Origin of the sequence: Aminithiophilus ramosus, from assembly GCF_018069705.1 — a bacterium.
Classification (GTDB): Bacteria; Synergistota; Synergistia; order Synergistales; family Aminithiophilaceae; genus Aminithiophilus; species Aminithiophilus ramosus.
Genome location: NZ_CP072943.1, coordinates 1,895,260 through 1,917,516, shown reverse-complemented (window position 1 = coordinate 1,917,516; position 22,257 = coordinate 1,895,260). Strand labels below are relative to the sequence as shown.

Genomic DNA, 22,257 nt, shown 5'->3' with positions numbered 1-22,257 from the left:
CTGATTTTGGCCCGTACGCAAGGAGGCGAGAGCCGTGGCGAAGATCGTCGATGCCGCAGCGGCCTCCCGGGAGATCCTCAAGAACAGTTCCGCCTCGCCCCAGCAGCTCGTCTCATCGGGACGCAACGACGGCAGGGAGAAAAAAGAGGAAAAGACCAGCGTCGAGCAGGTCCAAAAGGCGGCCCGCCAGGCCCAGGAGATGGCCCAGGCCTTCGACCGCAGCCTCCGCTTCGAGGTGAGGGAGGAGGCGGGCCTCGTTCAGGTCTCCGTCCTCGACACCGTCTCCGACAAGGTGGTGCGCAAGATCCCTCCCGACAACATCGTTCACTTCGTCGAGCACATCCGGGAGATGTTCGGCGCCCTCATGGACACGGAGGCCTGATCGGAGAGTCTGACGGCGTGAACCTCCCGGAGGGGGTTCTGGCCGAGCGTTTCACGCTTTGCCGACTCCGGGGGCATGCAGCCCGTTTCAACGACGGGACGCCGGATGGAGGGCCTGCCATACGGAGGCCCCAATATTCTTTTCCGCGACGAGGGCCGCCCTATGGGCGGCCCTCGTCGCGTCTTCCCCCTTCGCCTCGTCCGGATTTTCTCCGCGCGTCGTCGCCCTTCCTGGGAGCGTGGGCATCCTGCCCGCGCCCGCCCCGAAGGGGCGGAGGGTTTCCCCCGTGCGTCCCCGTCGCCCTTCCTGGGAGCGTGGGCATCCTGCCCGCGCCCGCCCCGAAGGGGCGGAAGGGTTTCCCCGTGCACTCCCGTCGCCTTTCCTGGGAGCGTGGGCATCCTGCCCGCGTCCGCCCCGAAGGGGCGGAGGGGTTTCCCCGTGCACTCCCGTCGCCTTTCCTGGGAGCGTGGGCATCCTGCCCGCGCCCGCCCGGAGGGGCGGAAAGGTTTCCCCGTGCACTCCCGTCGCCTTTCCTGGGAGAGTGGGCATCCTGCCCGCGCCCGCCCGGAGGGGCGGAAGGGTTTCCCCGTGCACTCCCGTCGCCTTTCCTGGGAGCGTGGGCATCCTGCCCGCGTCCGCCCGGAGGGGCGGAAGGGTTTCCCCGTGCACTCCCGTCGCCTTTCCTGGGAGCGTGGGCATCCTGCCCGCGTCCGCCCGGAGGGGCGGAAGGGTTTCCCCGTGCACTCCCGTCGCCTTTCCTGGGAGCGTGGGCATCCTGCCCGCGCCCGCCCCGAAGGGGCGGAGGGGTTTCCTTCCATGTTGCCCGCAAGGTCTGAATGGCCAGGTGAACGGCGAGATGTGCTAGACTTCAGACAAAGGAACTGAGACCTCAGCCCCTCAAGTCGGATAACGTCGACAGGGTTCTGCAGAAACAGGCGGTGGACCCGGACGAGGTCCTTTTCCTCGGCTCGGGCAGCGGCTTCGGCGGTTCGATCGCCATTGCGGGTTTTCTTGTTTCCTTCTTCACCATAGGTCGGAAAGAGTCTGAACGCTTGGTGACCGGCCCCCGTCTCTTGTGTGATGGAGCCGACGCCGAGTCGGGATTTGACGGGTTCCGGCGAGAAAGGGGCACCTTCATTGAAGACGGTTTTCATCACTCAGGCACGCAGCGGCTCCACGCGCCTGCCGGGCAAGGTTCTGAAAGTCGTGGAAGGCAAAACGCTGTTGGAATGGTTCATGGAGCGGGCTCGCAGAACGTCCTGCGACTGCCTCTGCGTCGCCACGACGACAAACGGCGCCGACGACGGACTGGCCGCGCTGGCCTCCTCCTTTGACGGCGTTCACGTCACGCGGGGAAGCGAAGAGGACGTGCTGGCCCGCTATGTCCAGGCGGCGAGGGAGACCGAGGCCGATGTCGTCGTCCGCGTCACGTCCGATTGTCCCTTTTTCGACTGGCGTCTCGTCGATCTCTGTCTCTTCGCCCTGGGCGAAAACGATTCCGAGGCCGTCCGCACGGCTTTCGGCGCCTATCCTCTCGGACTCGACGTGGAGGTCTATTCCAGGGAGGCCCTGGAACGGGCCGGGAGAGAGGCCCGGGAACCGCAGGAGCGCGAACATGTCGGCCCCTATCTTTTCCGCTCCCATCCCGAGCGGTTCCGCCTCGTCTGGCTGCGCCCCGGCGAGAAGGATCCTCTTTGGCCCGATTGTCGCCTGACTCTCGACTATGCCGAGGATTTCGAACTGGTCCGGCGTCTTTACACGTCGGTCGGGCCTCTCGCCGAGGCGGAGGCCTATCGCCGTTTCCTTCTGGGCCATCCCGAGGCGGCAGCCCTCAACCTTCATCTGTCCCACTGAGCGGCAGAGGCTCATCCTCTCGGGCCGCGCCTCCGATACAGTATTAGGAAAAAAGAGACCAAGGGAGGAGCGAGGCCCATGTTCGACGACAAGACGATCCTCGTTACCGGGGGGACCGGTTCCTTCGGTAAAGCCTTCATCCGTACCGTGCTGGGCCGTTTTTCCCCTCGACGGCTCATCGTTTATTCCCGGGACGAACTGAAGCAGTTCGAGATGCAGCAGGAGATCGCCTCTCCCGTCATGCGCTATTTCCTCGGTGACGTGCGCGACGCCGATCGTCTCTCCCTGGCCATGAAGGGCGTCGATTTCGTCGTCCACGCCGCGGCTCTCAAGCAGGTTCCGGCCGCCGAGTACAACCCCATGGAGTGCGTCAAGACCAACGTCAACGGCGCCTCCAACGTCGTTGCCGCCGCCCTCGCCAACGACGTGGAGAAGGTCGTCGCCCTCTCGACGGACAAGGCCGCCAACCCCATCAATCTCTACGGCGCCACCAAGCTCTGTTCCGACAAGATCTTCATCGCCGCCAACAATCTCGCCGGATCGGGGAGGACGCGCTTTTCCGTCGTCCGTTACGGCAACGTCGTCGGCTCCCGCGGATCGGTCATCCCCTTTTTCAGGCGCCTCGTCGCCCAGGGAGCGACGGAGCTCCCCCTGACCGATCCCCGCATGACCCGTTTTCTCATCACCCTGCCTCAGGGCGTCGACTTCGTTATCCAGGCCTTTCGGCGCATGTGGGGGGGGGAGATTTTCGTCCCCAAGATCCCCTCGGCCCGCATCGGCGACATCGCCGAGGCCGTCGCGCCGGGCCTGGCGACGAAGGTCATCGGCATCCGCCCCGGCGAGAAGCTTCACGAAGTCATGTGTCCCGCCGACGACTGCCGCATGACGATCGAGTTCGGCGACCACTACGTCATCGCCCCCTCCATCGCCTTCGTCAACCAGGTTGCCCACGATGTCAACGCCCTGGGAGAGAGGGGCAACCCTGTTTCTGACGGATTTGAATACAGTTCGGGACGCAATGACCGTTTTCTCGCCGCCGAGGAGATCCGCGAGCTTATGATTACGCCTTCGGGACGGGAGGGGTAGCATGGCCGGCGAGATCGGTCTTTGCGGACGTTCCATCGGTCCGGGCAATCCCTCTTTCCTCGTCGCCGAGGTGGGGGCCAATCACAACCGCTCTCTCGACCTGGCCAAGGCCCACATCGACGCCGCCGTCGCCGCCGGGGCCGACGCCGTCAAGTTCCAGATCTACAGCGCCGAAGGGCTTTATTCGAGGCGCACCCCCCGTCATTCCGGCTATGAAAAGGACCTTTTCACTCTCATCAGGGAGATCGAGACGCCCCGCTCCTGGCTGCCCGAGCTGAGGCGTTACTGTGACGAGAGGAAGATCCTCTTTTTCGCCACGCCCTTCGACCATCGGGCCGTCGACGAACTGGACGAGGTGAGCGATCTTTTCAAGATCGCCTCTTTCGAACTCGTCGACCTCGCCCTGATCCGGCACTGTGCCTCCAAGGGCAAGCCCCTCATCATCTCGACGGGACTGGCGACGATGGAGGAGATCGAAGACGCCTACCTGGCCTGTCGGGAGGTCGGCAACGAGCGGGTGGTCTTCTTGCAGTGCGCCTCCGTCTACCCCGCTCCGGCCCATATCATGAACCTTCGGGCCATGGAGACGCTTTCGCGGGCTTTCGGCGTTCCTACGGGGCTTTCGGACCATACCCGGGGCATTCACGTCTCCCTGGCCGCCGTCGCCATGGGGGCTTCCGTCATCGAAAAACATTTCACTCTCGATCGGACGATGGCGGGGCCCGACCATCCCTTCGCCATCGAGCCCGACGAACTGGCCGATCTGGTACGCTCCTGTCGCGAGATCGAATCGGCCATGGGCGACGGCCGCAAGCTGGGTCCCTTCGTCGAGGAACGGGAGTTTTACGAAAAGGCCCGCCGCAGTCTCCATGCAGCCTGCGACATTCCCGCCGGGACGGTCCTGACGGAGGCGATGGTCGTCTGCAAGCGCCCCGGCTACGGCATCAGGCCCAAGTTTCTGCCTCTGGTGCTGGGTCGGCCCGTCAAGGTCGACATTGCGTCCGATCAGTGGATCACGTGGGAGATGGTGTGACGATGGGGGGAAAACGTCCTTTCGCCTTGGCTCTCAATAACCGTAACGGCTATCGTTGCGGTCGCGTGATCGCAGAGGCGGGAGACGAGCCGGAATTTCTCCTCCTCCACCCCTCTTCGGAAGCGCGTTTTGACGGCGAGATCCTTTCTCTCTTTCCCCGTTCGAGGGTGATACGTTGGAAAGAGCGTCCTTGTGAGGAAGTGACTGGTCTCCTGAGAGAAGCAGGGATTGAACTGCTTCTCTCGGTTAACTTCGGTTACGTTATCCCCCCCGTTCTGTTGAATATGCTTCCTGAAGCGCTTAATCTTCACACGGGATTGTTGCCGTGGTGTCGAGGAAGCAACCCCAACGTCTGGGCCATTGTGGAACGATCTCCGGCAGGAGTGACGCTGCATCGCATGACGGAGGAGCTCGATAGGGGAGAGATCGTCGCTTCTTTGGATGTTCCTGTCGATCCCGGTGATACGGGTGCCAGTCTCTATGAACGCTTGGAGGAGGCGTCCGTCACGTTGATGAGGACGGTTTGGCCCGCCCTGAGAGAGGGGGCCATCGAAGGGTATCCGATGGAAAATGGAGGAAGCGAACATAAGACTCGGGATATGAAGGCGCTCTGTCGCCTTGATCTCGACGAAATTGCTTCTCTGGGCGTCTTCCTCGATCGCCTTAGGGCGCTTACTTTTCCTCCCTATCGCAATGCCTATTTTGTTTGTGCGGGACGCCGTTATTATGTGGATATCAATATTCGTTCGGCCGAAGAGACTTCGGGCGATTAGCCTATTTTGATTTAAAATAAGGCAATTTGGTCGTTTTGTTGATAAGCTCTGTGCTCCGTTTTGTGGAAAAACACCTCCTTAGAGCTGCCGCGGCGTTACAGGCATTAATCAACAAAGGATTGATCTCTCTTCGGCTATGTCGCCCGGATGTCTTGATCGTTTCCATCGACGGCGATGTCTCGTGGCCTGTTGTGGCCCGCCCCCTTCCGATTGCGGGGTATAATGAGATCGAGAAGGTCCTGTTCGGTCTTCGGAGAAAGTTCCTTGAACAAAGGCTTCCGACCCACAGGCAGGAAGGGATGGCCGTGTCGTCGGTCCCGGCCATGAGGAAGCCGGAAAGCCGGGGGGTCGGCCTCGAACCCGCACCGGCGACATCGAAACGGGCCTCGGACTGGCTCGTCCTGTGGCAGTGGTCCCGACGAGCCCGCGGATTCACGGAAGGGCGCGTTGCCACGACGGAATCGCCCCGGAAAAGGCGTTCCCCCGCGCCTTGCCGCCGATTTCGACAGAGTTTTGAAGGGTGCCCTGCGATCCCTCGTCGGTCCCCGGAGTTCTTCTTCCCCTCTCTTACCGGTGCCCTCGGCGGGAACGGTCCTCGCTTCATTCCCCGACAGGCACTTCGCCGCATCGCCTCCTTCCGATCGAAATCGACGGTCCTCGCCGACAGACTCGTCCGTCTCAGGGTCTCTGGGGAGGATGATCACCTCCTTGCCCACGTCGAGACGCATTCCCAATCCCGAGACCCCTATCGATAACGGAAGGAAGCTCCCGCCAAAGGACGGGTAAAAGGGCAATTCTTCGGGGTATCATAGTGAAAAGCGGTCGCCGGGGCCGAGGTTGAGACAAGCGAGCGCCGCGCGCGGTACAGGTACAGAAAGGAGGGGGCTTTGATGGGAGACAAGGACCGGGCCTTCCGCAACTTTCTGAGCGACAAAGTCCTCTTTTTCCAGTTTCTGAGGCGCTTTCTCCGCTTCGGGACGCTGGAGGGGGTGGGCCTGGAGGACATCGAACTGGAGAACGTCTCCTTCATCTCCCAGGAACTCGTCGCGCGGGAATCGGACGTCCTCTACCGGATCCGCCGCGGAGGGAAGGAGACCTACGTCTACATCCTCGTCGAGCACCAATCGAGCGTGGACCACCTCATGCCCTTCCGCCTGCTGGCCTACATGGTGCGCATCTGGGAGCGCTGCGTGGAAGAGGCGGGGTCGAAATCGAGGAGGAAGAGCTACCTGCTGCCGCCCGTCATCCCCGTGGTCTTCTACGACGGAATGCAGAAATGGACGGTGGCGTCGACCTTCGTCGAGAAGGTCGAAAACGGGGATGCCTTCGCGGGATTCGTGCCCAACTTCAGCTACCACCTCATGGTCCTGGGCAAGCGGACGTCGGAGGAGCTCCTGGCCTTCCGGGACGCGCTGGGAGGTCTGCTCTACCTGGCCAACCCGTCGAAGGAAGAGGACCTGTCCATGACGGTGCGTCGTCTGCTGGAGTACCGCAAGCTCCTTCCGCCGGAGGAGCGTGAGATCCTGTCGCGCCACTTCGCGGGCTACCTGACGATCCTGGCGAAGCGTGAGGGAGTGGACCTGAGCGGAATGGCCGAAGAAATCGCGAGCGAAGAGGAGGCGGAGAAGATGGTGACCTACGTGCAGCGCGAGATCAGGAAGATCAGGAAGGAAGGCCGCCTGGAAGGCCGCGAGGAGGGCCGTCAGGAGGCGATGCAGGAGAGCGCCCGGAAGGTGCTTGAGAGCGCCCGGAAGATGCTCTCCCGCGGCTTCGACGCCGCCCAGGTGGCCGACGTCCTCGACCTTCCCCTGGAGCAGGTGCGTGCCCTGGCGGAATCGGAAGGGGAAAAGGACTGACCCCGGAGTCCCTCCTGAAGATCGAGGCCCTTCCCGAAAGGGGCTGCTGCGAGGTCTGGCCGGTTTCGTCGGGGCGAGTCTCCTCGTCCGTCCGGGAGCTACCCGGGAGCTTGCGACGGGGGAGTCGTCGCAACGGCAGAACGCCTTTGCCCTTCCCGGGAGCGCGGCCCGATGGGGCGAGGTTTTTTCTCGCTCCCGACCTTCGTCGTCGAAGCGGCGGCTTTCAGGGCGCGAACCGGGAGGGCCGGTAGTCCCGTCCCGCTCCTGCTGGCGTCCCTGCCCGCTCCGTCCCGTAAGGGGCGAACGGTTCCCGCAGGCCGCCGTTGCCGAAGAGGAGGCGGAGAAGATGGTGACCTACGTGCAGCGCGAGATCAGGAAGATCAGGAAGGAAGGCCGCCTGGAAGGCCGCGAGGAGGGCCGTCAGGAGGGTCGTATGGAAGGCCGCCAGGAAGGCCGTCGCGAGGCGATGCTTGAAAGCGCCCGGAAGATGCTCTCCCGCGGCTTCGACGCCGCCCAGGTGGCCGACGTCCTCGACCTTCCCCTGGAGCAGGTGCGTGCCCTGGCGGAATCGGAGGGGGAAAAGGGCTGACCCCCGGGAGAAGCCCCCGTGTCGTGCGCACATAAAAAGGGTCCCAGGGATTTGGGGCTTGCAAAAGCGACCTCGCCGCCTCGACGCTGCATCATAAAAGCAGACGGCCGCCGGGACCGAGGTTGAGACAAGCGAGCGCCGCGCGCGGTACAGGTACAGAAAGGAGGGGGCTTTGATGGGAGACAAGGACCGGGCCTTCCGCAACTTTCTGAGCGACAAAGTCCTCTTTTTCCAGTTTCTGAGGCGCTTTCTCCGCTTCGGGACGCTGGAGGGGGTGGGCCTGGAGGACATCGAACTGGAGAACGTCTCCTTCATCTCCCAGGAACTCGTCGCGCGGGAATCGGACGTCCTCTACCGGATCCGCCGCGGAGGGAAGGAGACCTACGTCTACATCCTCGTCGAGCACCAATCGAGCGTGGACCACCTCATGCCCTTCCGCCTGCTGGCCTACATGGTGCGCATCTGGGAGCGCTGCGTGGAAGAGGCGGGGTCGAAATCGAGGAGGAAGAGCTACCTGCTGCCGCCCGTCATCCCCGTGGTCTTCTACGACGGAATGCAGAAATGGACGGTGGCGTCGACCTTCGTCGAGAAGGTCGAAAACGGGGATGCCTTCGCGGGATTCGTGCCCAACTTCAGCTACCACCTCATGGTCCTGGGCAAGCGGACGTCGGAGGAGCTCCTGGCCTTCCGGGACGCGCTGGGAGGTCTGCTCTACCTGGCCAACCCGTCGAAGGAAGAGGACCTGTCCATGACGGTGCGTCGTCTGCTGGAGTACCGCAAGCTCCTTCCGCCGGAGGAGCGTGAGATCCTGTCGCGCCACTTCGCGGGCTACCTGACGATCCTGGCGAAGCGTGAGGGAGTGGACCTGAGCGGAATGGCCGAAGAAATCGCGAGCGAAGAGGAGGCGGAGAAGATGGTGACCTACGTGCAGCGCGAGATCAGGAAGATCAGGAAGGAAGGCCGCCTGGAAGGCCGCGAGGAGGGTCGCGAGGAGGGGCGTATGGAGGGCCGTCAGGAGGGTCGTATGGAAGGCCGCCAGGAAGGCCGTATGGAAGGTCGTCAGGAAGGCCGCAACGAGGCGATGCTTGAGAGCGCCCGGAAGGTGCTTGAGAGCGCCCGGAAGATGCTCTCCCGCGGCTTCGACGCCGCCCAGGTGGCCGACGTCCTCGACCTTCCCCTGGAGCAGGTGCGTGCCCTGGCGGAATCGGAGGGGGAAAAGGACTGACCCCGGAGTCCCTCCTGAAGATCGAGGCCCTTCCCGAAAGGGGCTGCTGCGAGGTCTGGCCGGTTTCGTCGGGGCGAGTCTCCTCGTCCGTCCGGGAGCTACCCGGGAGCTTGCGACGGGGGAGTCGTCGCAACGGCAGAACGCCTTTGCCCCTGCCGGGAGCGCGGCCCGATGGGGCGAGGGGCTTTTCTCGCTCCCGGCCTTCGTCGTCGAAGCGGCGGCTTTCAGGGCGCGAACCGGGAGGGCCGGTAGTCCCGTCCCGCTCCTGCTGGCATCCCTGCTCGCTCCGTCCCGCAAGGGGCGAACGGTTCCCGCAGGCCGCCGTTGCCGAAGAGGAGGCGGAGAAGATGGTGACCTACGTGCAGCGCGAGATCAGGAAGATCAGGAAGGAAGGCCGCCAGGAGGGCCGTCAGGAGGGCCGTATGGAAGGTCGTCAGGAGGGTCGTCAGGAGGCGATGCAGGAGAGCGCCCGGAAGGTGCTTGAGAGCGCCCGGAAGATGCTCTCCCGCGGCTTCGACGCCGCCCAGGTGGCCGACGTCCTCGACCTTCCCCTGGAGCAGGTGCGTGCCCTGGCGGAATCGGAGGGGGAAAAGGACTGACCCCCGGGAGAAGTCCCTGTGTCGTGCGCACATAAAAAGGGTCCCAGGGATTTGGGGCTTGCAAAAGCGACCTCGCCGCCTCGACGCTGCATCATAAAAGCAGACGGCCGCCGGGGCCGAGGTTGAGACAAGCGAGTGCCGCGCGGTACAGGTACAGAAGGAGGGGGCTTTGATGGGAGACAAGGACCGAGCCTTCCGCAACTTTCTGAGCGACAAAGTCCTCTTTTTCCAGTTTCTGAGGCGCTTTCTCCGCTTCGGGACGCTGGAGGGGGTGGGCCTGGAGGACATCGAACTGGAGAACGTCTCCTTCATCTCCCAGGAACTCGTCGCGCGGGAATCGGACGTCCTCTACCGGATCCGCCGCGGAGGGAAGGAGACCTACGTCTACATCCTCGTCGAGCACCAATCGAGCGTGGACCACCTCATGCCCTTCCGCCTGCTGGCCTACATGGTGCGCATCTGGGAGCGCTGCGTGGAAGAGGCGGGGTCGAAATCGAGGAGGAAGAGCTACCTGCTGCCGCCCGTCATCCCCGTGGTCTTCTACGACGGAATGCAGAAATGGACGGTGGCGTCGACCTTCGTCGAGAAGGTCGAAAACGGGGATGCCTTCGCGGGATTCGTGCCCAACTTCAGCTACCACCTCATGGTCCTGGGCAAGCGGACGTCGGAGGAGCTCCTGGCCTTCCGGGACGCGCTGGGAGGTCTGCTCTACCTGGCCAACCCGTCGAAGGAAGAGGACCTGTCCATGACGGTGCGTCGTCTGCTGGAGTACCGCAAGCTCCTTCCGCTGGAGGAGCGAGAGATCCTGTCGCGCCATTTCGCGGGCTACCTGACGATCCTGGCGAAGCGTGAGGGAGTGGACCTGAGCGGAATGGCCGAAGAAATCGCGAGCGAAGAGGAGGCGGAGAAGATGGTGACCTACGTGCAGCGCGAGATCAGGAAGATCAGGAAGGAAGGCCGCATGGAAGGCCGCGAGGAGGGTCGTATGGAGGCGATGCTTGAGAGCGCCCGGAAGATGCTCTCCCGCGGCTTCGACGCCGCCCAGGTGGCCGACGTCCTGGACCTTCCCCTGGAGCAGGTGCGTGCCCTGGCGGAATCGGAGGGGGAGAAGAGCTGACGTTTCGTGGTGGGTTTGATCGGCGCGCTCTTTTCATCACCCACGGAGGTCCCTCCATCGGTGGAGGGCATCTTTCCCGTTGTCTTTCTCTGGCTTCGGCTCTTGAGGGCTGCGGCGTCGATGTCGGTTTCGTCCTTAACGAGGAGGGGGCTTTGTCCCTGAGCGGGGCGAGAGGGAGGCCTGCCGTCGGTATGTCCCGTTTTTTCCCCCTTGCCGATCCCTTTTCGATGGGTTCTGGCGTAAGGGAGTCTTTGGTTCCTCTTTTCGACGGCGTCGATTTTGTCGTCGTCGATTCCTACAGGGCCTCTTCTCCCTGGCTCGCCTGGGTCGCCGAACGGCTGCCTCTGGTTGTGATCGATGATTTCCGCGATCGTCCCGTCGAGCGTTACGCGACGGCTCTGCTGAACTACAATCTCGACGCCGAAAGATGGCCTTACGAGTTTTCCTCCGATCGCCTCCGTCTTCTCGGTCCCGCCTACGCTCTCCTGCGCCCCGAGGTGGCTTTCTGGGCCGATCAGATCGATTCGGGAGCGCTCCTTTCGGGGGAGGACGTTCTTTTCGTGGCGGGGGCCTCCGATATGGCCGGAGCGACGGAAAGTATCCTTCGCTGGTGGGACGGGAGCTGGCCGCCTCTTTCAGCCGTTTTGGGTCCCCTCGTCGACGCGTCGCTCCGGCGGCGCTGCCGCGCCGCGGCGGACGGAAAAGAGAACGTGGCTCTTCTGGAGGCTCCAAACGATTTCCTGGAAAGAATGGCCCGGTCGGGAAGGGTGATCTGCACCTCCAGCGTGACGGCCTACGAGGCCCTGGCTCTGGGTAGGCCTTTAGCGGTCTTTCAGGTAGCCGATAACCAGAGAGGGATTGGCGAAGCCATCCAGGCGAAAGGGCTGGGGCACGATCTGGGCTTTTGGGGCTCCTTCGGTCGCGGTGACCTCGAAGCGGTCCTTTCTCTTCCCCTTGGCGGGGAAAATACTGTTGTGACGGAGGAAGGAACGGACCATCCGGTGGCGCGGGGGGAGACGACCCTGGCCCGAAGGCCCTGTCGGGCTCGGGAAGGGGCCGTCGTCGACCCCAGGGGGGCATTGGCGGCCGCCGCGGCTCTTGCGGCCTTTTTCGAGAGAGGAGGGCGTCGATGACGTCCTATCTGCCCTATGGGCATCAGTGGATCGACGACGATGATGTGGCGGCCGTGGTGTCGGCGATGAAGGGCGACTGGCTGACTCAGGGCCCCGCCATCGAGGCCTTCGAGGCGGCCGTCTCCGGCTATGTCGGCGCCGCCCATGCCGTGGCCTTCTGCAACGGGACGGCGGCCCTTCACGGGGCCTACCACGCGGCGGGCGTCGTCGCGGGGGACGAGGTGATCGTGCCGCCCCTGACCTTTGCCGCCACGGCCAATGCAGCCGTCTATCTCGGGGCACGTCCCGTCTTTGCCGACATCTCTCCGGAGACGCTCTGCCTCGACGCCGCCTGCGCGGCCGAAAAGGTGACGGAACGGACGAAAGTCGTCGCTCCCGTCAGCTATGCCGGTTTCCCTGCCGACGTGGAGGGCTGTCGTCGGGCCGCGCCCGACGCGGTGATCGTCGAAGACGGCTGTCACGCTTTGGGAGGCGAGAGGGGCTCTCGCAAGATAGGCTCCGAGGCCGATATGACCGTCTTCAGCTTCCATCCCGTCAAGCACGTGACGACGGGAGAGGGAGGCATGGTCGTCACCGACGACGGGACGTTCGCCCGGAAGCTCCGCCTTTTCCGCAGTCACGGCATCACGAAAGATCCTGATCGGATGGAGCGTCCCGACGAGGGGCCCTGGTACGGAGAGATGATCGATTTGGGCTATAACTATCGCCTCACCGATCTGCAGGCTGCCCTGGGGTTGAGCCAGATGAGGCGTCTCGACGCCTTCGTGGCCCGCAGACGTCACTTGGCCCATCTCTACGACGAAGCTCTGGGCGGTCTTGAGAGGGTGACGCTGCCTCCCCGGCACAAGGGGCATGCCTACCATCTCTATCCGGTGCGGCTGCCCTCCTCGCGGAGGAGGGAGATTTTCGAGGGGTTGCGGAAGGCGGGGATCGGTGTTCAGGTCCATTACCTGCCCGTTCACCTCCACCCCTATTACCGGCGCCGGTTCGGTCTTGCCGAAGGCGATTTCCCCCGTGCCGAGGCGGCCTACGGAGGGGAGATCTCCCTCCCCCTTTTCCCCGCCATGGCCGACGGCGATGTCGATCGCGTCGTCGAGGCCCTGCGGGCACTTCTGAAAAGCTAGAGGGGCGGAAGGGGATTTTCCGTCGCGGGAAGGGGCCGTCGCCGAAGCCTTCCGTCGGGGAGCCGGATTCTCTGTCCGATGGCCGTCGCGGTGGGAAAAACGGTTCTTTCAGCCGAAGACGGTCCTTGCAGGCGAGAGGAGGTGATGTGTCTCATGCGTCCCGATCCCGTGTTGCCTCGCTGGTTTCGGCGTGGCCTGATGTTCCTTGCCCTCCTGGTCTCGGCGGGATGGATGGTGCGCTACTTCGGAGAGCCCGGCGGGTTGCGCCCCTCAGGTGCGCCCATGCGCCGCCTCTCCGGCGGCCTGGGTTCCTTTCCCGGCGGAATCTTGGGTCTTTCCGTGGCCCTTGTCGTCGTCGGCATCGTCGGCTGGTGGGCTCTTTCAACCTTCTTCTGGAGCAAGTATTTTCCCACCCAGAGTCCCCCTCCGCCGCCGGAGGAGAGGGAAAAGGAACGGTGAGCCCCAGCTCAGCCCCCTGCCAGAGGGGGGAAGAGATCGACGATGTCGCTTTCGGTGAGAGGCGTCTCCATCCCTGCGAGGTGAGCGATGTGGCGGCCGTTGACGAGGACGATGACGCCGTTGACGAGGGCGGTCCTGTCCCTGTCCTGGAAGATCTGGCCGTCGAAGTTACTGCCCCAGCGGCGGGAGAGGTCGCTCAGGAGCTCTCCCACCGTGGCCGGCGTGGCCACGTCCATTTCCTTAGCTCCTGAAAGGCCCCTCAGGGTGGCGAAAAGTCGGAGTTTCACGGCCGGCCCCCGTCGATGCGGTGAAGCTGAAGGACGTCGATGCGGTGTTCTTCGACGAGACCTCGGACCGTCTCCTCGGCCTCGCAGGGGTAACGGCAGGCGAGGCCGCAGGAGGCCGACAGCTCACGGGGGACGGGAACGATGCGCACCGAGAGGTCGGCCTGACGGCAGATTTTTTCGAAGCGAAGGGCCATGTGAGTCGTGTCGAAGGTGGCAAGACATTCCAAGAGCGATTCCTCCCCCTGAACTCCGTTTTTCTCGTTATCTTCAGCAATTATACCTGTACGGGGGCAACCGGTGCGGGTATAATCGCTGAGCAAGGTCAGAATAGAGGAGGAGGTTGTTTATGGTTATCTTCAGGAGGTCCGTTCTCGCCGTCATGGCTCTGGCTTTTGCGCTCGCTCTCGGTGCCGGAACCGCCCAGGCGGCGGAGAAGATCGGCATCATCGACATGCAGAAAGTGGTCTTCGGCCACCCCAAGTTCGAGGCGACGCAGAAGCAGATCGGTGCCACGCTGACGACCAAGCAGCAGGAGGCCAAAATGGCCATCGATGCCGAGAAGGATCAGGACAAGAAGGCAGAGATCTATCGCACCAAGCGGATGGAGATGGCCCAGGAGGAGAACCGCCTCATGGCTCCCATTCTCAAGGATGTCGACATGGCCATCCGCACCGTGGCCAAGGCCAAAAGCTTCACCGTCATCTTCGAGAAGAGCACTGTCATCTTCGGAGGGACGGAGATCACCGAAGACGTCATCGTCGAGCTCAAGAAGATCGGAGCCGGCAGCTAGGTTCGGTCGCATAGATTCGCTCTTTCTGCTGCGGTGTCGGGCTGCTAGGTTTCAATCCCGTTCCTCGCACGTGCGCGCAAAAAACGAGGGTCCCTTCGGGGGCCCTCGTTTTTTCATGGGAAGGAGATCCGTTCAGCCTGCGGCGGAGGGGTTTTGCCCTTGCTGGGAGCGCGGCCATCTTGGCGGCGCGCGGGACGAATTTCTCGTCCCGCAGGGTCTCCCGACTCGAACGACGTCCCCTCGGCGATGGAGGTAACGTGCAGAACCCACCGCCCCTCCGGGGCGGGCGCGGGCAGGATGCCCACGCTCCCAGGAAAACACGGCTGCGACGGAGGGTTTTGCCCCTGCTGGGAGCGCGGCCATCCTGGCGGCGCGCGGGACGGATTTCTCGTCCCGCAGAGTTTCCCGACTTGAACGACGTCACTTCGGCAACGAGGGAGACGTGCAGGGAACCCACCGCCCCTTCGGGGCGGGCGCGGGCAAGATGCCCACGCTCCCAGGAGAGGCAAGAGCCGCGACGTGGAGTCTTCCGTTCCTTTCGAAGCGGCCGAGATGATAATGCTCCCGGGAAGGGCGACGGCCGCGACGCGGAGCTTGAGGTTTTGCCCCTGCTGGGAGCGCGGCCATCTTGGCGGCGCGCGGGACGGATTTCTCGTCCCGCAGAGTTTCCCGACTTGAACGACGTCACTTCGGCAACGAGGGAGACGTGCAGGGAACCCACCGCCCCTTCGGGGCGGGCGCGGGCAGGATGCCCACGCTCCCAGGAGAGGCAAGAGCCGCGACGTGGAGTCTTCCGTTCCTTCCGAAGCGGCCGAGACGATAGTGTTCCCGGGAAGGGCAACGGCCGCGACGTGGAGCTTGAGGTTTTGCCCCTGCTGGGAGCGCGGCCATCCTGGCGGCGCGCGGGACGGATTTCTCGTCCCGCAGAGTTTCCCGACTCGAACGACGTCACTTCGGCAACGAGGGAGACGTGCAGGGAACCCACCGCCCCTTCGGGGCGGGCGCGGGCAAGATGCTCACGCTCCCAGGAGAGGCAACGGCCGCGACGTGGAGTCTTCCGTTCCTTTCGAAGCGGCCGAGATGATAATGCTCCCGGGAAGGGCGACGGCCGCGACGCGGAGCTTGAGGTTTTGCCCCTGCTGGGAGCGCGGCCATCCTGGCGGCGCGCGGGACGGATTTCTCGTCCCGCAGAGTTTCCCGACTTGAACGACGTCACTTCGGCAACGAGGGAGACGTGCAGGGAACCCACCGCCCCTTCGGGGCGGGCGCGGGCAAGATGCCCACGCTCCCAGGAGAGGCAAGAGCCGCGACGTGGAGTCTTCCGTTCCTTTCGAAGCGGCCGAGATGATAATGCTCCCGGGAAGGGCGACGGCCGCGACGCGGAGCTTGAGGTTTTGCCCCTGCTGGGAGCGCGGCCATCCTGGCGGCGCGCGGGACGGATTTCTCGTCCCGCAGAGTTTCCCGACTTGAACGACGTCACTTCGGCAACGAGGGAGACGTGCAGGGAACCCACCGCCCCTTCGGGGCGGGCGCGGGCAGGATGCCCACGCTCCCAGGAGAGGCAAGAGCCGCGACGTGGAGTCTTCCGTTCCTTCCGAAGCGGCCGAGACGATAGTGTTCCCGGGAAGGGCAACGGCCGCGACGTGGAGCTTGAGGTTTTGCCCCTGCTGGGAGCGCGGCCATCCTGGCGGCGCGCGGGACGGATTTCTCGTCCCGCAGGGTCTCCCGACTCGAACGACGTCACCTCGGCGATGGCGGAGACGTGCAGGGAACCCACCGCCCCTTCGGGGCGGGCGCGGGCAGGATGCCCACGCTCCCAGGAAGGGCAAGAGCCGCGACGTGGGACTTGCCCTTCTTTCCGAATCAGCCGAGACGATAATGCTCCCGGGAAGGGCGACGGCCGCGATGTGGAGCTTTCCGTTCTTTCCGAAGCGAACGGAGACGGCAGCGCGTTCAGGAGAAGCGACGATACGCGAGTCCTCCTTCCCACGAACAGGGGCCCCCCGACGGGGGCCCCTGTTCGTGGGAAGGAGGACCGTTCAGCGGCGTCGGCGACCGCCGCCGAGGTAGGCCGCCTCGATGTCGGGATCCTTGAGCAGGTCGGCGGAGAGTCCCTCCTTGACGAGGAGACCCGTCTGGAGGACGTAGGCCCGATGGGAGAGAAGAAGGGCCTGACGGGCGTTCTGCTCGACGAGGAGGATCGTGATGCCCTGTCTGTTGACGAGGACCAGCTCCTTGAAGATCTCCCTGATGATGATGGGGGCCAGCCCCAGGGAGGGCTCGTCGAGGAGGAGGATCCGGGGGCGCGACATGAGGGCCCGGCCTATGGCCAGCATCTGCTGTTCTCCGCCCGAGAGGGTGCCGGCGTACTGCCCCCGGCGCTCTTCGAGGCGGGGGAAGAGGGTGAAGACCTTCTGGAGGTCCTCGTCGACGTTGTGCCTGTCGCTCCGGGGGAAGGCCCCCATCATGAGGTTTTCCATGACCGTCAGGGGGGCGAAGACCTTCCGCCCCTCGGGAGAGAGGGAGACGCCCTGGGCGACGACCTGGAAACTCTTCGAGGCGAGGGGGTTGCCGTCGAGGAAGATCTCGCCCCTCTCGCGGCGGACGTCGCCCATGATGGCGTTCATCAGCGTCGACTTGCCCGCCCCGTTGGCGCCGATGACGGAGACGATCTCGCCCTCGAAGACGTCGATGGAGACGTTCTGGACGGCCTGGATGGCGCCGTAGCTGACGCAGAGGTCGCGGACGGAGAGCAGGGGGGCTTTGGGCTCGGTCATGCTTCGACGGCCTCCTCTCCCAGATAGGCCTTGAGGACTTCGGGGTGGTTCTGGATGTCCTCGGGGCCCCCTTCGGCTATTTTGGCGCCGAAGTTCATGCAGACGATGTGGGGACAGATCTCCATGACGAGGTCCATGTGGTGCTCGATGACGAGGATCGTCAGGGAGAAGTCGCGGTGGATGGCGCCGATGAGGTCGTTGAGGGCGAAGACCTCTTCGGGATTCATCCCCGCGGCGGGCTCGTCGAGGAGGAGGAGTTCCGGATCGAGGGCCAGGGCGCGGGCGATCTCGAGCCGCCGCTGATGGCCGTAGGGGAGGGTCGAGGCGGCCTGGTGGGCCCGATCGGCCAGGCCCACCCGGTCGAGAAGCTCCAGGCTACGCCTCTCGATGGCCTTCTCCGTCCTCTTCCACCGTCCGCCGTGGGTGAGGGCCTCGAGGAAGCCGTAGGGGTGGTGGCGCTGACAGGCCGTCATGACGTTCTCCAGGGCCGTCGAGCGGTGGAAGAGACGGAGGTTCTGGAAGGTCCGGGCGATGCCCAGACGGATGATCTCGTGAGAGGCCAGTCCCGGCAGGGAGCGCCCCTTGAAGAGGATGTCGCCCGAGTCGACGGGGTAGACGGCGGTGACGAGGTTGAAGATCGTCGTCTTGCCCGCCCCGTTGGGGCCGATGAGGCCCGTGATGGCGCCCCGCTCGACGGTGAAGGTCATCTGCGAGACGGCCTGGACGCCGCCGAAGGACTTGTTGACGCCCGACAGGGTCAGGACGGCTTCGGGGGCGCTCATCGGGAGGATCTCCTTTCTTCCGGCGTTGCGGCGGCGTTGCGGCGGAAGAGGCGCCCGAGTCGTCTGAAGAGGGCCGGGCCGACCTCGTGCTGGCCCAGGATGCCCTCGGGCCGGAAGATCATGACCAGCACGAGGACGAGGCCGTAGATGAGCATGCGGTACTGGGAGATGGGGCGGAAGAGTTCGGTGACGAGGGTGATGATCGTCGTGCCCAGGAGGGCGCCGCTCATGGAGCCCAGGCCGCCGAAGACGACGACGGCCGTCATCTCCGTCGATTTGAGCATGTCGAACATGACGGGCTGGATGAAGGAGATGAATCCGGCGTACAGACCGCCGGCGATGCCGACGTAAAAGGCCGAGATGGAGAGGCTCAGGACGCGACAGCGGGGCGTGTTGAAGCCCAGCAGGGAGGCGGCGACGTGGTCGTCGCGGCAGGCCTTGAAGGCCCTCCCGAAGCGGCCGTCGATGAGGCAGAAGGCGCCGTAGGCCATGACGACGAAAAATCCCGCCGTGATGGGCAGGGTGGTGAACGTGTCGATGCCGGGGATGCCCCGGGCTCCGTTGGTGACGCTCTGCCAGTTTTCGATGATGAGGCGGATCGATTCGGCCAGGCCGATGGAGGCGATGGCGTAGTAGTCGCCCATGAGTTTGAGCGTCGGCAGGCCGACGAGGTAGCCGACGGCCATGGCCAGCATTCCTCCGATGAGGATGGCGGGGAACCAGTGGAGGCCGTAGTCGAGGGTGAGGATGGCCGTCGTGTAGGAGCCGATGGCCAGGTAGGCGGCGTGTCCCAGGGTGAAGATGCCCGTGAAGCCCGTGAGGAGGGAGACGCCCATGGCGGCGATGCCGTTGATCATGAGGAGGATGAGGATGCCTTCGGTGTAGTTCGACACGGGATCGCCTCCTCAGACCTTTTCCTTGATGTCTTTGCCGAAGAGCCCCGAGGGGCGGACGATGAGGGTGATGACGAGAAGGGAGAAGACGACGAGGTCCCGCAGCTGGCTCGACAGGAACCCCGCCGTGAGCATCTCGGCCAGGCCGAGGATGAGGCTTCCCACGACGGCTCCGGGCAGGGACCCAAGGCCGCCGATGACGGCGGCGACGAAGGCCTTGATGGTGATGGAGCCGAGCTGGGGGTAGAGGGTGTAGCGGACGGAGAGGAAGATGCCCCCCACGGAGGCGAGCAGGCCCGAGACGAAGAAGACGATGGAGATGAGCCGTCCCACGTTGACGCCCATGAGCCCCGCCGTGCGGAGGTCGTAGGCGGCGGCGCGGATGGCCAGTCCCCACTTGGTCCGGGTGAGGAAGAGCTGGAGACCGCCGAGGAAGACGACGGCGGCGACGAGGGAGAGGAGGTCGAAGGCGCTCGTCGTGGCCAGGCCGAAGAGGTTGACGGGGCTCGTGGGGATGACGGGCGGCAGGGCCCGGAAGCGTCCCCCGGCGAAGATGACGAAGAGGTTCTCGATGACGATGCTCATGCCCATGGAGGCGATGAGGAGGTAGAGGGTGACGCTGGTCCGCTCCCGGATCGGCTTGTAGGCCAGCCGTTCGGTGAGGACGGCGCACAGGCCCGATCCGACGAGGGAGACGAGTCCGGCGACCCAGATGTTGGCCCCCAGGGAGTTGAGGACGTAGTAGCAGATGTAGCCGCCGATGACGAGGAAGCCGCCGTGGGCGAAGTTGGAGAAAAGAAGGATGGAATAGACCAGGGAGTAGCCGACGGCGATGAGGGCATAGACGGACCCTAGAGAGAGGCCGTTGATGACCTGCTGGATGAACGTGCCCAAAAAGGGGTCACCTCGTTTCGCGATGCAGGCGCCGTGGAAGAGGGCGTCGGGATGGCGGCAGCCCCTGAAACGGCAGGGGGGAGGCGTCGGCCTTCGGACCGAGTTCGAGGGAACCCTGACGGGGCCGAAGGACGGGTCCGAAGGAAGGAGGCGAGGCGGGCGGAACGGACCCCGGCCGCCTCGCCTCCTTCACGTGCCGGAGGTTCTATTCGGGCTTGATCTTGGAGAAGAACTGGCCCCGTCCCTCTTTGGCGATGAGGACGACGCCGTCTTTGTCCTTGGGGTTGTGGAATTCGTCCATGGTGAGGACGGCGTGGTGGAGCTGGACGTTTTTCGTGGCGGCCAGGGCCTTGGCGATGTTGTCCGCCGTGGGGTCTCCGGCGCGGGCGATGGCGTCGAAGAGCCAGTACATGGCGTCGTAGCCCAGGATGCCGTTGACGAATTCCTTGCACTCGTCGTTGTACTTGGCCTTGTAGTCGGCGAAGAACTGGGCCATGGCCGGGTCTTCGGGGGCGACGTGGTTGATCCAGTAGGAGCCCTCCATGGCCTCGCCGGCGATCTCCCACATGAATTCGGCGTAGCCGTCGCCGCCGACGAAGACGATGTCCTTCATGCCCAGTTCGCGGGCCTGCTTCATGATGAGGGCCATCTCTTTGCCCATGTTGGGCAGGACGAGGACGTCGGCGCCGGCCTCGCGGATCTTCGTCAGCTGGGCGCGGAAGTCGACGTCCTGGCCTCCCTTGAAGGCCTCGTCGGCCACGACTTTGCCGCCGTACTCGCCGTAGGACTGCATGAAGAATTCGCGCAGACCCTGGGAGTAGTCGCTGGCGATGTCGTAGAGGATGGCGCCCTTCTTGAGATTCAGGTCATGGGCGGCGAAGTAGGCGATGAGCTTGCCCTGGTAGGGGTCGGTGAAGCAGACACGGAAGGAATAGGGGCGGACCTTGCCGTCGCGGTCGACGGTGACGGCGGGGTTCGTCGAGACGGTCCCGATCTGGGGGACTCCGGCCTTGTTGACGATGGCCGCCGTGGCGATGTTGATGCCGCTGGCGTTGGCGCCGACGACGGCGACGACCTTGTCCTCTTCGACCATGCGGCGGACGGCGTTGACGGCGTCTTCCTGGCGGCCGCGGAAGTCGTAGACGGTGAGCTCGACCTTCCTGCCGTTGATGCCTCCCTTGGCGTTGATCTCGTCGACGGCCAGCTGGGCCGTGTTCTGCTCCGTCTGACCGTAGGCCGCCCAATCTCCGGTCAGAGCCGCCAGATAGCCCACCTTGATCGTCTCGGCGCCGATGGCCATTCCCGCCATCGTCACCACCAGCACGGACGCAAGACAAAACAGAACGAACTTCTTCAACTCACTTCCACCTCCTGAAATGTATGAATGACGGATGACTCTTGTATCCCTATCTTACCAGAATCCAACAAAGAAGAACATATCGGAAAGGGAAGAGGCTTGAACTATATCAGGCACAAAATTCATTTTATCGTCGGGGCCGCTCTCTGTTAGAATGTTGTCAGAATGCGGCGTGGCTGCGAGATCCGGCGAGGAGGTAAGACAATGGGCCCGAAAGTCCTTGTGAGCGATTTTGACGGCACCTTGGCCCACAGAGATCGGGTTTCACCCGAAGTGAGCCGGGCCTGGAACGACCTGTCTCGGGCGGGATGGGACCTGCTCCTCGCCACGGGGAGGATCTACGCCTCCGTCAGGCCTCATCTGGCCGATGTGCCCACGGCGCATCCCCTGATCCTCTACGACGGGGCCCGCGTCATCGTCCCCTCCACGGACGAAGTCCTTTTCGAGCGGTTCCTTCCGGCCGAGACGGCCGAAGAGGCTCTCCGTCTCGGCTGGAGTTCGGGGTTGGAGGTCCAGGTCTTCGGCGATGAGGAGATCATCATCAGGCCCGGCGAAGGACGTTCCGGAGAGTATTTCCGCAGGCTGTCCATCCCCTTGCGGGACGATCTCGTCGAGCCCCGCGTCGACTCCGACGTCTACCGCGTCATCTTTTACGGCGATCCGGCGGCGGTGAGAGGACTGGCGATCCGGATGGAGGATGCCCTGGGCGCGGCCGCGACGGTCACTCTGGCCGGCGACGGCTTTCTCGACGTCCTGGCCCCCGGCGTCTCGAAAGGGGCGGCTCTGGAGTTTCTGCTCCGTTCCGGAGGACGTCCCCGTTTTCTCGTCTGTGCCGGCGACCACCACAACGACAGGGAGTTGCTCCTTCTGGCCGATCTGGCCGCCGTGCCTGACGATGCCGACGATGAACTGAAGGAGATCGGGCACTTCATTTTCCCCCCCGCCGCCGAAGGGGGATTCGTCGAGCTCGCCCGGGAGCTTCTTGCCCTGGACGATCTTCCCCCGAATCGGCAGGCAGGGAACTCTCGCGATCCCGTCGGGTCCGGCCGCGAAACGGTCGAAGGACGGCGAAAATGGCCTCGAACCCGCACCGGCAAGGAGATCTGAGCGGACCCCGAATCGGCGGATTCGACAGGATTGGCCCTGACGAGCCCGCCCTTTCGGGGCTTTTCGTAACATTGACAAGGAGGTCTTCGAGAGGTAAGCTTAACTGGAAACTGTTTTATAATTAAAGGGAGGCGAGAATT

General features: G+C 64.1%; 22 protein-coding genes. 15 read left to right on the top strand and 7 right to left on the bottom strand.

Annotation, left to right across the window (positions count from 1 at the left end; all coding sequences use genetic code 11):
• The first annotated feature begins 34 nt into the window (after positions 1-34).
• The 13 genes from KAR29_RS08845 to KAR29_RS08785 all read left to right on the top strand — a co-directional run bounded on the left by KAR29_RS08845 (position 35) and on the right by KAR29_RS08785 (position 13,230).
• Positions 35-382 (top strand): flagellar protein FlaG, encoded by a 348-nt coding sequence (locus KAR29_RS08845; protein ID WP_274372637.1) that lies wholly within the window; start codon positions 35-37, stop codon positions 380-382.
• Positions 383-1,519: 1,137 nt separating this feature from the next.
• Positions 1,520-2,236: a glycosyltransferase family protein gene (locus tag KAR29_RS08840; protein WP_274372636.1), complete on the top strand. Its 717-nt coding sequence runs from the start codon at positions 1,520-1,522 to the stop codon at positions 2,234-2,236.
• A gap of 78 nt (positions 2,237-2,314) precedes the next feature.
• On the top strand, positions 2,315-3,322 hold the full coding sequence (gene pseB / locus KAR29_RS08835; protein WP_274372635.1) for a UDP-N-acetylglucosamine 4,6-dehydratase (inverting): 1,008 nt from the start codon (positions 2,315-2,317) through the stop codon (positions 3,320-3,322).
• 1 nt (position 3,323) lies between these two features.
• A complete protein-coding gene (locus KAR29_RS08830; RefSeq protein ID WP_274372634.1) occupies positions 3,324-4,355 on the top strand; it encodes an N-acetylneuraminate synthase family protein in 1,032 nt (343 codons plus the stop codon).
• Positions 4,356-4,357: 2 nt separating this feature from the next.
• Positions 4,358-5,128, top strand: coding sequence for a formyltransferase family protein (locus KAR29_RS08825; RefSeq protein ID WP_274372633.1), 771 nt, complete (start codon positions 4,358-4,360; stop codon positions 5,126-5,128).
• Between the two features lie 890 nt (positions 5,129-6,018).
• A complete protein-coding gene (locus KAR29_RS08820) occupies positions 6,019-6,984 on the top strand; it encodes an Rpn family recombination-promoting nuclease/putative transposase (protein ID WP_274372632.1) in 966 nt (321 codons plus the stop codon).
• Positions 6,985-7,330: 346 nt separating this feature from the next.
• Positions 7,331-7,573: a hypothetical protein gene (locus KAR29_RS08815; protein WP_274372631.1), complete on the top strand. Its 243-nt coding sequence runs from the start codon at positions 7,331-7,333 to the stop codon at positions 7,571-7,573.
• Positions 7,574-7,748: 175 nt separating this feature from the next.
• Positions 7,749-8,798: an Rpn family recombination-promoting nuclease/putative transposase gene (locus KAR29_RS08810; RefSeq protein WP_274372630.1), complete on the top strand. Its 1,050-nt coding sequence runs from the start codon at positions 7,749-7,751 to the stop codon at positions 8,796-8,798.
• Between the two features lie 347 nt (positions 8,799-9,145).
• Entirely contained in the window at positions 9,146-9,397 is a 252-nt protein-coding gene (locus KAR29_RS08805) for a Yae1 family protein (RefSeq protein ID WP_274372629.1), read from the top strand.
• A 172-nt stretch (positions 9,398-9,569) separates the two neighbouring features.
• Positions 9,570-10,514 carry an Rpn family recombination-promoting nuclease/putative transposase gene (locus KAR29_RS08800; RefSeq protein ID WP_274372628.1) on the top strand — a complete coding sequence of 315 codons (945 nt, stop codon included), beginning with the start codon at positions 9,570-9,572 and terminating at the stop codon, positions 10,512-10,514.
• 227 nt (positions 10,515-10,741) lie between these two features.
• Positions 10,742-11,647 (top strand): hypothetical protein, encoded by a 906-nt coding sequence (locus KAR29_RS08795; protein WP_274372627.1) that lies wholly within the window; start codon positions 10,742-10,744, stop codon positions 11,645-11,647.
• On the top strand, positions 11,644-12,771 hold the full coding sequence (gene pseC, locus KAR29_RS08790; RefSeq protein WP_274372626.1) for a UDP-4-amino-4,6-dideoxy-N-acetyl-beta-L-altrosamine transaminase: 1,128 nt from the start codon (positions 11,644-11,646) through the stop codon (positions 12,769-12,771). The genes KAR29_RS08795 and pseC overlap by 4 nt, the downstream gene beginning before the upstream one ends.
• Positions 12,772-12,924: 153 nt before the next feature.
• On the top strand, positions 12,925-13,230 hold the full coding sequence (locus KAR29_RS08785) for a hypothetical protein (protein ID WP_274372625.1): 306 nt from the start codon (positions 12,925-12,927) through the stop codon (positions 13,228-13,230).
• Between the two features lie 8 nt (positions 13,231-13,238).
• Here KAR29_RS08785 and KAR29_RS08780 read toward each other — a convergent pair whose 3' ends face one another.
• Positions 13,239-13,517, bottom strand: a complete 279-nt coding sequence (locus KAR29_RS08780) for a ubiquitin-like small modifier protein 1 (protein ID WP_274372624.1) — start codon at positions 13,515-13,517, stop codon at positions 13,239-13,241.
• Positions 13,514-13,744 (bottom strand): DUF3343 domain-containing protein, encoded by a 231-nt coding sequence (locus KAR29_RS08775; protein ID WP_274372623.1) that lies wholly within the window; start codon positions 13,742-13,744, stop codon positions 13,514-13,516. Before KAR29_RS08775 ends, KAR29_RS08780 begins: the two co-directional genes overlap by 4 nt.
• A 119-nt stretch (positions 13,745-13,863) precedes the next feature.
• Between KAR29_RS08775 and KAR29_RS08770 the strand changes: the two genes are divergently transcribed.
• A complete protein-coding gene (locus KAR29_RS08770; protein ID WP_274372622.1) occupies positions 13,864-14,307 on the top strand; it encodes an OmpH family outer membrane protein in 444 nt (147 codons plus the stop codon).
• Positions 14,308-16,346: 2,039 nt separating this feature from the next.
• On the opposite strand, the gene KAR29_RS08765 is transcribed toward KAR29_RS08770, so the two are convergent.
• The 5 genes from KAR29_RS08765 to KAR29_RS08745 all read right to left on the bottom strand — a co-directional run bounded on the left by KAR29_RS08765 (position 16,347) and on the right by KAR29_RS08745 (position 20,962).
• Positions 16,347-17,084 (bottom strand): ABC transporter ATP-binding protein, encoded by a 738-nt coding sequence (locus KAR29_RS08765; RefSeq protein ID WP_274372621.1) that lies wholly within the window; start codon positions 17,082-17,084, stop codon positions 16,347-16,349.
• Positions 17,081-17,866, bottom strand: a complete 786-nt coding sequence (locus KAR29_RS08760) for an ABC transporter ATP-binding protein (RefSeq protein WP_274372620.1) — start codon at positions 17,864-17,866, stop codon at positions 17,081-17,083. Before KAR29_RS08760 ends, KAR29_RS08765 begins: the two co-directional genes overlap by 4 nt.
• Positions 17,863-18,759, bottom strand: coding sequence for a branched-chain amino acid ABC transporter permease (locus KAR29_RS08755; RefSeq protein WP_274372619.1), 897 nt, complete (start codon positions 18,757-18,759; stop codon positions 17,863-17,865). The genes KAR29_RS08760 and KAR29_RS08755 overlap by 4 nt, the downstream gene beginning before the upstream one ends.
• Positions 18,760-18,771: 12 nt before the next feature.
• Positions 18,772-19,653: a branched-chain amino acid ABC transporter permease gene (locus KAR29_RS08750; protein ID WP_274372618.1), complete on the bottom strand. Its 882-nt coding sequence runs from the start codon at positions 19,651-19,653 to the stop codon at positions 18,772-18,774.
• A gap of 205 nt (positions 19,654-19,858) precedes the next feature.
• Positions 19,859-20,962 carry an ABC transporter substrate-binding protein gene (locus KAR29_RS08745; RefSeq protein ID WP_407649571.1) on the bottom strand — a complete coding sequence of 368 codons (1,104 nt, stop codon included), beginning with the start codon at positions 20,960-20,962 and terminating at the stop codon, positions 19,859-19,861.
• Between the two features lie 252 nt (positions 20,963-21,214).
• On the opposite strand from KAR29_RS08745, the gene KAR29_RS08740 reads away from it, so the two are divergent.
• Positions 21,215-22,117 carry an HAD family hydrolase gene (locus tag KAR29_RS08740; RefSeq protein ID WP_274372616.1) on the top strand — a complete coding sequence of 301 codons (903 nt, stop codon included), beginning with the start codon at positions 21,215-21,217 and terminating at the stop codon, positions 22,115-22,117.
• Positions 22,118-22,257: the final 140 nt, after the last annotated feature.

What these genes read in the sequence shown, in the direction of transcription:
- pseB (WP_274372635.1), top strand. Translation starts at nt 2,315, where the DNA reads ATGTTCGACGACAAGACGATCCTCGTTACCGGGGGGACCGGTTCCTTC.
- KAR29_RS08830 (WP_274372634.1), top strand. Translation starts at nt 3,324, where the DNA reads ATGGCCGGCGAGATCGGTCTTTGCGGACGTTCCATCGGTCCGGGCAAT.
- KAR29_RS08825 (WP_274372633.1), top strand. Translation starts at nt 4,358, where the DNA reads ATGGGGGGAAAACGTCCTTTCGCCTTGGCTCTCAATAACCGTAACGGC.
- KAR29_RS08820 (WP_274372632.1), top strand. Translation starts at nt 6,019, where the DNA reads ATGGGAGACAAGGACCGGGCCTTCCGCAACTTTCTGAGCGACAAAGTC.
- KAR29_RS08815 (WP_274372631.1), top strand. Translation starts at nt 7,331, where the DNA reads ATGGTGACCTACGTGCAGCGCGAGATCAGGAAGATCAGGAAGGAAGGC.
- KAR29_RS08810 (WP_274372630.1), top strand. Translation starts at nt 7,749, where the DNA reads ATGGGAGACAAGGACCGGGCCTTCCGCAACTTTCTGAGCGACAAAGTC.
- KAR29_RS08805 (WP_274372629.1), top strand. Translation starts at nt 9,146, where the DNA reads ATGGTGACCTACGTGCAGCGCGAGATCAGGAAGATCAGGAAGGAAGGC.
- KAR29_RS08800 (WP_274372628.1), top strand. Translation starts at nt 9,570, where the DNA reads ATGGGAGACAAGGACCGAGCCTTCCGCAACTTTCTGAGCGACAAAGTC.
- KAR29_RS08795 (WP_274372627.1), top strand. Translation starts at nt 10,742, where the DNA reads ATGGGTTCTGGCGTAAGGGAGTCTTTGGTTCCTCTTTTCGACGGCGTC.
- pseC (WP_274372626.1), top strand. Translation starts at nt 11,644, where the DNA reads ATGACGTCCTATCTGCCCTATGGGCATCAGTGGATCGACGACGATGAT.
- KAR29_RS08785 (WP_274372625.1), top strand. Translation starts at nt 12,925, where the DNA reads ATGCGTCCCGATCCCGTGTTGCCTCGCTGGTTTCGGCGTGGCCTGATG.
- KAR29_RS08770 (WP_274372622.1), top strand. Translation starts at nt 13,864, where the DNA reads ATGGTTATCTTCAGGAGGTCCGTTCTCGCCGTCATGGCTCTGGCTTTT.
- KAR29_RS08765 (WP_274372621.1), bottom strand. Translation starts at nt 17,084, where the DNA reads ATGACCGAGCCCAAAGCCCCCCTGCTCTCCGTCCGCGACCTCTGCGTC.
- KAR29_RS08760 (WP_274372620.1), bottom strand. Translation starts at nt 17,866, where the DNA reads ATGAGCGCCCCCGAAGCCGTCCTGACCCTGTCGGGCGTCAACAAGTCC.
- KAR29_RS08745 (WP_407649571.1), bottom strand. Translation starts at nt 20,962, where the DNA reads ATGGCGGGAATGGCCATCGGCGCCGAGACGATCAAGGTGGGCTATCTG.
- KAR29_RS08740 (WP_274372616.1), top strand. Translation starts at nt 21,215, where the DNA reads ATGGGCCCGAAAGTCCTTGTGAGCGATTTTGACGGCACCTTGGCCCAC.